Origin of the sequence: Pseudomonas sp. (assembly GCF_026224925.1) — a bacterium.
Lineage (GTDB): Bacteria > Pseudomonadota > Gammaproteobacteria > Pseudomonadales > Pseudomonadaceae > Aquipseudomonas.
Window position 1 is genome coordinate 1 of record NZ_JAMFRV010000456.1, and the last position, 8,266, is coordinate 8,266.

Below are 8,266 nucleotides of genomic sequence, written 5' to 3' on the forward strand. Positions count from 1 at the left end.
CCTGTCCTTTACCCTTGAACCCGGCAAGACGCTGGCGCTGGTCGGTGAGTCCGGCTCGGGCAAAAGTGTCACGGCGCGTAGCCTGATTGGCTTGGCCGGAGCAGGCGCTCGGGTCACTGCGCGCACTCTGAGCTATGGCGGCCGAGACTTGTTGACCTTGTCCGAACGTGATTGGCGTGCATTACGAGGCAAAGGCATTGGGTTTGTGCTGCAGGACGCCCTGGTTTCGCTAGACCCTTTGCGGCCGGTGGGCAAAGAGATTCTGGAGGTGCTTGAAACCCACCGTTGGGGTGACCGCCGCAGTCGAACACAGCGGGTTATCGAGTTGCTTGATCGAGTGGGTGTGCCCGAACCCGAGTTGCGCGCGCGTCAACGTCCGGATCAATTGTCGGGCGGTCTGCGCCAGAGGGCGTTGATTGCCAGCGCCCTGGCACTGGACCCTGGGTTGGTGATCGCTGACGAACCCACTACCGCACTGGACGCTACGGTACAGGCGCAAATACTCAGCGTATTGCAGGACATCAAGGCCCGTGGCGATTCACTGTTGATCATCAGCCATGACCTAGCTGTGGTTGCACAGCTTGCCGATGAAGTATTGGTGCTGCGCCACGGTGAAGTGGTCGAGCAGGGGCCTATGGCGCGAGTGCTGCGTGACCCGCGCCATCCTTACACCCGTGCGCTGTTGAATGCGGTCCCGGCAGAGCACGCCCGCGGTACGCGACTGTCGCCTGAGCGCGAACCCGAACCCGATAGTGTCAAACCACGAGCCTCGTTGGACGCCCCTGTAGTGCTGCAAGCGTGGGGCTTGGGCAAGCGTTACGTCGGCCCGGATCATCAATCGCGGCAAGTGGTCGACGACGTCAGCTTTGACCTCCGCGCCGGGCGGACCCTGGGAATTGTCGGTGAGTCCGGCTCCGGTAAGACCACCGTTGCGCGCATGGTATTGGGGTTGCTGGAGCCGGACGCCGGTCAAGTGTCCTTCCTGGGGCGACCTTGGACCGGGGCTGATGGCCAGCGAGTTTCGGAGAAAGACCGTCGTGTTTATCGCCGTGATATCAGCGTCATTTATCAAGACCCGTTGAGTTCTTTTGATCCTCGCTGGAGCGTCGGGCAAATCCTCGCCGACGCGTTGGACGTCGCCGGGGTCGGGATTTTAGACCAGCCTGCACGCATCACCCGGTTGTTGGACCAAGTGCGTCTGCCGGCCGAACTGGCCGCGCGGCGGCCGCTGCAACTCTCGGGCGGCCAACGTCAGCGGGTGGCGATTGCCAGGGCCATCGCGAGCAATCCCAAAGTCATTATTTGCGATGAGCCGGTGTCGGCGCTGGACGTATCAGTTCAAGCCCAAGTACTGGATTTGTTGGCGGATCTGCAAGCTGAACTGGGCTTGGCGTATCTGTTTATCTCACACGACTTGGGGGTTATTCGCCACGTCAGCGATGAGGTGTTGGTGATGCGCCACGGCAAAGTCGTGGAAAGCGCATTGGTCGACGACTTGTTCAACAACCCGCAACACGAATACACCCGCCGACTGCTGAGCGCAGTACCGCGCCTACCGGGCGCTGGCATCAAATTAGTTGCGCTGCCACCCGAGCCTGAGGATGACCTGCCGCTGTTTGATGAATCACGGCTGTGGAAAATCGCTATTTAAGCTCAAACTTTGCCCAAGGAATTACCATGAGCACGCTGTTCGCAACACCTGATCGAACCCTCATCACCGTCGCCGACCTGAATGCCCGTGCGGATCACTTGCTGCCGCAGATCGCAGCGGGTGCAGCGCAACGTGAGCGCGACCGAGAATTACCTTTTGACGCAGTGGCCCAGATCGCTAAAGCGCGCCTGTATACCTGCCGGATACCCACGAAATATGGCGGACCGGGCGGCTCGGTCAAGGACGTCATTAATTTGCTGGTTCGTATCGCCTCCGTGGACTCCAATGTCGCACAAGCATTAAGACCCGGCTTCGGTTTCATTGAGGGGTTGCTGGCGTCGCAGGCTGAAGGTGCCGAGGGCGAACGCGAACGTTGGTTCGAGCGCTACTTACAGGGTGCGGTAATAGGCAATGCGGGTTGGGAAGTCGGCGGTGCCAACGGATCGATCAGCGCGCGGATTGTTCGCGATGGCGAGCACTTTCGCGCCAACGGCAGCAAGTACTACAGCACCGGTTCGCTGTACGCCGATTGGGTCAGCGCCGTGGCATTGGATGAGAACGACCAGCCGGTGTCTTTCATTCTGCCGCGAACGCGTGAAGGTTTGGAACTGCTCGATGACTTTGATGCCATGGGCCAACGCTTGACCGCCAGCGGCACCACGTTACTGAACGATGTTGTGGTGCATGCCGATGAAATTCGGACGAAAACGGTGGAGGAGGGCAAGCGCACCATCGTTACGCCGTTCCTGCAGTTGTTCCTTGCAGCGGTGGAAGCCGGCATCGCCCGCAATGCGCTGAACGATGCAGTGGTGTTTGCCCGTGAGCATGCGCGGCCAATCAAGCACAGCACAGCGAGCCGATCCATTGACGACCCCTACGTGGAACTCAGTGTGGGTGATATTTCCGCCCGTGCTTACACGGCTGAAGCGGTGGTGTTACGCGCGGCTGAATCCATTGATCGAGCCTGGGCTGCAAACCTTGACCCGCACGCGGTTGATCAAGCTGCAATCGAGGTAGCCCAAGCGCAATACATCGCCGCCGAGTCAGCGCTCAAAGCCGCCGAACTGGTGTTCGACGTGGGCGGCGCCTCGACTACTGGCCGCGCCCACAACCTCGACCGTCACTGGCGCAACGCACGCACCGTGGCCAATCACAACCCCCGCCACTGGAAAGCGGCGGCGGTGGGCGCGTGGCAACTTAAAGGCACCCCACCACCGACGTCCGGGTTGTTCTAACGGTTTATGCGAACCCCTACTCTGTTTGGGAGATGTAAGTTGCTTGAAGTATGTGACTTCATGAGTGTCCAGCTTTAACGTCAGTGCAGCCACAGCATCCTCAAGGTGATGTGGCTGGCTGGCTCCTTTTAAAAATAATACTCTTTTCCTGGCAACTAATTAGTGTGCTCTTTGTAAGAACTCAATGATTTAATCAAGTAATGCCGCGCGCAGCCGATAGGTGGCTAACGATCACTGTCAGCTCAGGCATTCTTATGAAATTCACTGTAAAAACCAAGTTACTGTGTTTAGCCATTGTCCCGGCCTTGCTCTTCGCACTGATCGTCAGCGGGGTCACGGAGCGGATGCTGAATAACAGCGCCGAGTCGGAAATGACCCGCTCACGCAGCCTCTTGGTGCAGCGTAATCGCGAGGTGCTGAAAAATTATGTCGACATCGCCCGGTCGACTATTAAACCGTTGTACGACGCCTCCGCCAGTGGTGACATGGCAGCCCGGGATAAAGCGCTAGAGCTGCTGAAGGCGGTGAAGTTCGGCGACGAGGGTTATTACTTTGCCTATGACACCAAAGGTGTGCGGATACTGCGTGGCGACAGCACTGCGGGGATCGGTAAAAGCTTTTGGGACACCCGTGATGCCGACGGTTCCTTTCATTACCAAACGTTTGTGACGGTCGCAAAAAACGGTAGTCACTACATTGATTACGCGGCGCCAAAGCCGGGTCAGGAAAGCGTACAGGTGCCTAAACTGGGTTACACCGAATACCTGGAAAAATGGGACTTAGTGCTCGGCAGTGCAATCAATGTCGATGATATCGACACGGCCATGGCGTTGGAGGAGCAATCGATAGATGCCCGCACCGACAAGTTACTTACCAGCATCATGATCCTGGCGGCGATCCTATTGCTGGTTACCGCCATTGCAGGTGTGTTGATCGCCAACGGAGTGGTGCGTCCTTTACATATTTTGAAAACCAATCTGGATGACATCGCGGCTGGCGACGGTGACCTGACTCGACGTTTGGCCATTACCGGTCACGATGAATTGGCTGATCTGGCTGGATCGTTCAACCGCTTCGTCGACAAGATTCACAGCATGGTTAGCCAAGTTGCGCAAATGACCACCGATCTGGGTGGTTTGGTCGCGCAGGCCACGCAACAAACAGTGCGTTCTGAACAGGCTATGCAGCGCCAGCGTGAAGAAACCGATCAGGTGGCCACTGCAATCAATGAAATGTCCTCTGCTGCTCAAGAAGTAGCACGCAGCGCACAACGAGCCGCCGAAGCCGCCGAACAGACCGATCGTCAAGGTCACGCTGCGCGCGCTGCGGTGGGCACCAATATCCAGGGTATGAATGCGCTGGTGGGCGATATTCGTCTCAGCGGCACAAGCCTCGACAGCCTGCAAACCGACGTGCGTTCTATCGTTTCGGTCCTGGGTGTGATCCGTGCGATTGCCGAGCAAACCAACTTGCTCGCTTTGAACGCCGCAATCGAAGCCGCGCGAGCCGGTGAAGCAGGGCGTGGGTTTGCGGTAGTCGCCGACGAGGTCCGCGCATTGGCCAGCCGCACGCAACAGAGCACCCAGGAAATCCAAAACATGACAACGCGTCTGGAAGCAGGCACCCAAGCCTCGGTCGAAGCGATGCGTCGTTCCTCTGCCGCGGGCGAGGGTGCTAATCAGCAAACCAACGAAGTCGGAATGTCCCTCGACTCGATCTCCGATCTGATCGGTACCATCAATGCGATGAACGCGCAGATCGCCAGCGCTGCGGAAGAGCAGACGTCCGTGGTAGAAGAAATCAACCGCAGTGTGCACCTGATTGCCGACGCAGTTGATTCCATGGCCGATGAAACGAAACAGAGTGCTCTTACCATGCGCGATGTTTCTGCGCTGGGCTCTAATCTGAATAACCTGGTCCGCCAGTTCAAAATCTGACTGTTTAAATACCCTTCATTAAATCTATCTGCCGCGCACGCGGCGGGCAGGTTTACGCGCTATTGCTTAGCTTCCTATTGAACAATGCCGCAGGGCGACGCCTGCGGCACGCATTATAAAAATTGAAACACTCCGTGTTAGACCTGATGAGAGAGTAATTCATGAATGATGACGACACCTCACCGGCCCGTCGTGACTTTCTGCGAAAGTCGCTGACCCTGATCCCCGTTGTAACCTTGGCCAGCGCCGGCCTGTCCACGCGCACGTTCGCCCAAACCCCCGCCAGCGACGCGCAACCGGCTACCCAGCCTGCCGCAGCCAGCACGTACGTTCCGACCTTTCTGACACCGCAAGAGTGGACGTTTCTCACTGCTGCATGCGACCGGTTGATCCCTGCCGACCACGTCGGGCCCGGCGCGGTAGAGCTGGGCGTCGTGGAGTTTCTTGACCGCCATCTACAGACCCCTTACGCCAACGGCGCCATTTGGTACATGCAAGGCCCGTTCGTGGAAGCCGCCCCGGAATTCGGTTACCAAGGCCGCTTGAATCTCCGCGATTTGCTGCGGGTAGGGATGAAGGCAATGGACGCTCATTGCAAGCAAGCGTTGGGCGGCAAGGTGTTCGCTGACTTGACCCACACCCAGCAGGAAGACCTGCTTAAGGCTGCTGAGGCGGGCAAGGTTGAACTGGACGGTGTGTCGGCCAAATTATTCTTCAACAACCTGCTCAACGAGGTACGCAACGGCTATTTCGCTGACCCGTCCCACGGCGGCAACAAAAACATGGGCGCATGGAAAATGATTGGTTATCCCGGTATGCGTGCTGACTATATGGACTGGGTGACGGTGCGTGATCGTCCTTACCCGCTACCACCGGTCGATCTTGCCGGGCGGAGGGGTTGAGCATGGCGACTATGAAACCAAAAGTAGATGCCGTCATCGTTGGCATGGGCTGGACTGGCGCCATCATGGCCAAAGAATTGACTGATGCAGGCTTGAATGTCGTGGTTCTGGAGCGTGGTGCCGACCGCGACACGCAGCCGGATTTTGCTTATCCAAAGGTGGTTGATGAGCTGGAAGGCTCGGTGCATCGCAAGTACTTGCAGAGCTTGTCGCAAGAAACCGTCACCGTGCGTCACAACCTGCTCTCGAACGCGGTGCCTTATCGTCAAATGGGTTCGTTCAAACCAGGCACGGGCGTTGGCGGCGCAGGCAGTCACTGGTCCGGTTGCCATTTCCGTGCACTGCCGGAAGATTTCAAGCTGCGCAGCAACGTTGAGCAACGCTACGGTCAGAAGTTTATTCCGAGCGAGATGACCATTCAGGATTTCCCGGTAACTTACGAGGACCTGGAACCGCACTTCGATCACTTTGAATACGTGTGCGGCACCTCCGGCAAAGGCGGTGTGATTCAGGGCGTCAAGCAGCCCGGTGGCAACCCGTTTGAAGGCTCGCGTTCGCGTGAATTCCCGTTGGGACCGAACGCCAATTATCTCGGCGCAGAGATGTTCTACGGCGCCGCCCGGGAAATGGGTTGGGACCCGTATCCGATTCCCGCCTCCAACGCTTCAGCGGCCTACGTCAACCCTTACGGTTGCCAAATGGGTCCGTGTAATGCGTGCGGTTTCTGCAGTGATTACGGCTGCCTGAACTACTCCAAAGCCAGCCCGAACATCAGCATCCTTCCGGTGCTGCGCCAGCGCAAGAACTTCGAACTGCGCACCCACGCGCAGGTGTTGAAGGTCAACCTGGACAGCGATGGCAAGAAGGCAACCGGTGTCACGTACCTGGATGCTCAAGGTCGCGAGGTCGAACAGCAAGCAGATCTGGTGCTGCTCTGCGCATTCTCACTGTTCAACGTGCACCTGATGCTGCTGTCGGGCATTGGTAAACCGTATGACCCGGTGACTGGGGAAGGCACGATTGGTCGCAACTATTCGTATCAGAACCTTAACCGTGTGGTGCTTTTTTTCGACAAAGACGTTCAGGCCAACCAGTTCATCGGTATCGGCGGCGCGGGCACCACGATGGATAACCTCAACGGCAATCAACTGGACAACGCCAAGGCCGGATTCGTCGGCGGCGGAGTTATCTGGGCACGTCAACCGGGCGCTGGTCCAGTGCGTGGGATTAACGTACCGCCGGGTACACCGAATTGGGGCACGCAGTGGAAACAGGCGGCAAGCGATGCGTTTCGGCATTCGTTCTACTTCGAAGTGCAGGGCGCGTGCATGTCCTACCGTCAGCACTATTTGAGCTTGGACCCCACCTATAAAGATGGCTTCGGTCGGCCCTTGCTGCGCATAACCTTCGACTGGCATGAGAACGAGGTCAAGGCGTCGCAATTCCTGGTGGGCAAGGCGTTGGAAATGTCGAAAATCCTCAACCCAACCGCACTGGCTGGCGATGCGAAAAAAGCTGGTGAGCACTACAACATCACCAAGTACCAGAGCACCCACACCTGTGGCGGTGCAACCATGGGCAGCGATCCGAAAACCTCGGCACTTAACCGCTACTTGCAGTCATGGGACGTGCATAACGTGTTCGCCATCGGCGCCAATGCATTCCCGCAGAACAACGGCTACAACCCGACCGGCATGGTTGGAGCATTGGCTTACTGGTCTGCGAAGGCAATTCGCGAGCAGTACCTGAAAAGCCCTGGCCCACTGGTTCAAGCATAAGGAGGCAACATGAAAAAGTTTCTGACTGGCTTGATAGGCCTCGGGTTGGTGGTGTTCGTCGTGCTGCTGACGTTTGCCTTGTGGCCAAGCAAAACCCGCGTTCTGCCTGCGGCCACGGCCACTGTGGATGGTGCACTGATTGCAAAAGGGCAGTATTTGGCTGATGCGGGCGACTGTACGGCGTGTCACACGGCCAAAGGCGGAAAACCGTTTGCCGGTGGGCTACCCATTGCTTCGCCGATTGGTACGCTCTATAGCAGCAACATCACCCCAGATCCCAAGACCGGCATTGGCGGTTATTCCTTGGATGACTTTGACCGCGCCTTGCGCCACGGTATTGCGGCCAACGGCAAGAGCCTGTACCCGGCGATGCCTTATCCGGCGTATGCACGAATTAGCGATGATGATTTGCGCGCGCTTTATGCGTACTTCATGCATGGCGTGCAGCCAGTGAATGAGGTCAATCGGCTCAACGATGTGCCATGGCCATTGTCCATGCGTTGGCCCCTGGCGATCTGGCGTAAGACGTTGGCACCGACGCCAGAGAGCGTGGCCTTCAAGGCGGATCGCTATAGCACTGCAGAGGTAGCGCGAGGTGCCTACTTGGTGCAGGGCCTCGGGCATTGCGGCAGTTGCCACACGCCGCGTGCGTTGACCTTGCAAGAAAAGGCACTGGACGAGTCGGGTGTTGAGTTCCTGTCCGGTGGCCCGGTGATCGACGGTTGGCTTGCAGTGAACTTGCGCGGTAACCCGGCCGACGGAC

General features: G+C 57.9%; 6 protein-coding genes. All 6 read left to right on the plus strand.

Translation table 11 applies throughout. The annotated features are described in order from the left end of the window. Nucleotides 1-1,651: ABC transporter ATP-binding protein (locus tag M0974_RS19675; protein WP_297840493.1), on the plus strand; the 1,651-nt coding region annotated here is incomplete at its 5' end. Between the two features lie 26 nt (nt 1,652-1,677). Continuing rightward, on the plus strand, nt 1,678-2,886 hold the full coding sequence (locus M0974_RS19680; protein ID WP_297840496.1) for an acyl-CoA dehydrogenase family protein: 1,209 nt from the start codon (nt 1,678-1,680) through the stop codon (nt 2,884-2,886). 254 nt (nt 2,887-3,140) lie between these two features. Continuing rightward, nucleotides 3,141-4,823 carry a methyl-accepting chemotaxis protein gene (locus M0974_RS19685; protein ID WP_297840499.1) on the plus strand — a complete coding sequence of 561 codons (1,683 nt, stop codon included), beginning with the start codon at nt 3,141-3,143 and terminating at the stop codon, nt 4,821-4,823. 161 nt (nt 4,824-4,984) lie between these two features. Further along, nucleotides 4,985-5,725, plus strand: coding sequence for a gluconate 2-dehydrogenase subunit 3 family protein (locus M0974_RS19690; RefSeq protein WP_297840504.1), 741 nt, complete (start codon nt 4,985-4,987; stop codon nt 5,723-5,725). 2 nt (nt 5,726-5,727) lie between these two features. Then, nucleotides 5,728-7,503, plus strand: a complete 1,776-nt coding sequence (locus M0974_RS19695) for a GMC family oxidoreductase (protein WP_297840506.1) — start codon at nt 5,728-5,730, stop codon at nt 7,501-7,503. 9 nt (nt 7,504-7,512) lie between these two features. Then, nucleotides 7,513-8,266: cytochrome c (locus M0974_RS19700; RefSeq protein WP_297840509.1), on the plus strand; the 754-nt coding region annotated here is incomplete at its 3' end.

Excerpts from the sequence above, each read along its gene's own strand:
- M0974_RS19680 (WP_297840496.1), top strand. The coding sequence starts at position 1,678 with ATGAGCACGCTGTTCGCAACACCTGATCGAACCCTCATCACCGTCGCC.
- M0974_RS19685 (WP_297840499.1), top strand. The coding sequence starts at position 3,141 with ATGAAATTCACTGTAAAAACCAAGTTACTGTGTTTAGCCATTGTCCCG.
- M0974_RS19690 (WP_297840504.1), top strand. The coding sequence starts at position 4,985 with ATGAATGATGACGACACCTCACCGGCCCGTCGTGACTTTCTGCGAAAG.
- M0974_RS19695 (WP_297840506.1), top strand. The coding sequence starts at position 5,728 with ATGGCGACTATGAAACCAAAAGTAGATGCCGTCATCGTTGGCATGGGC.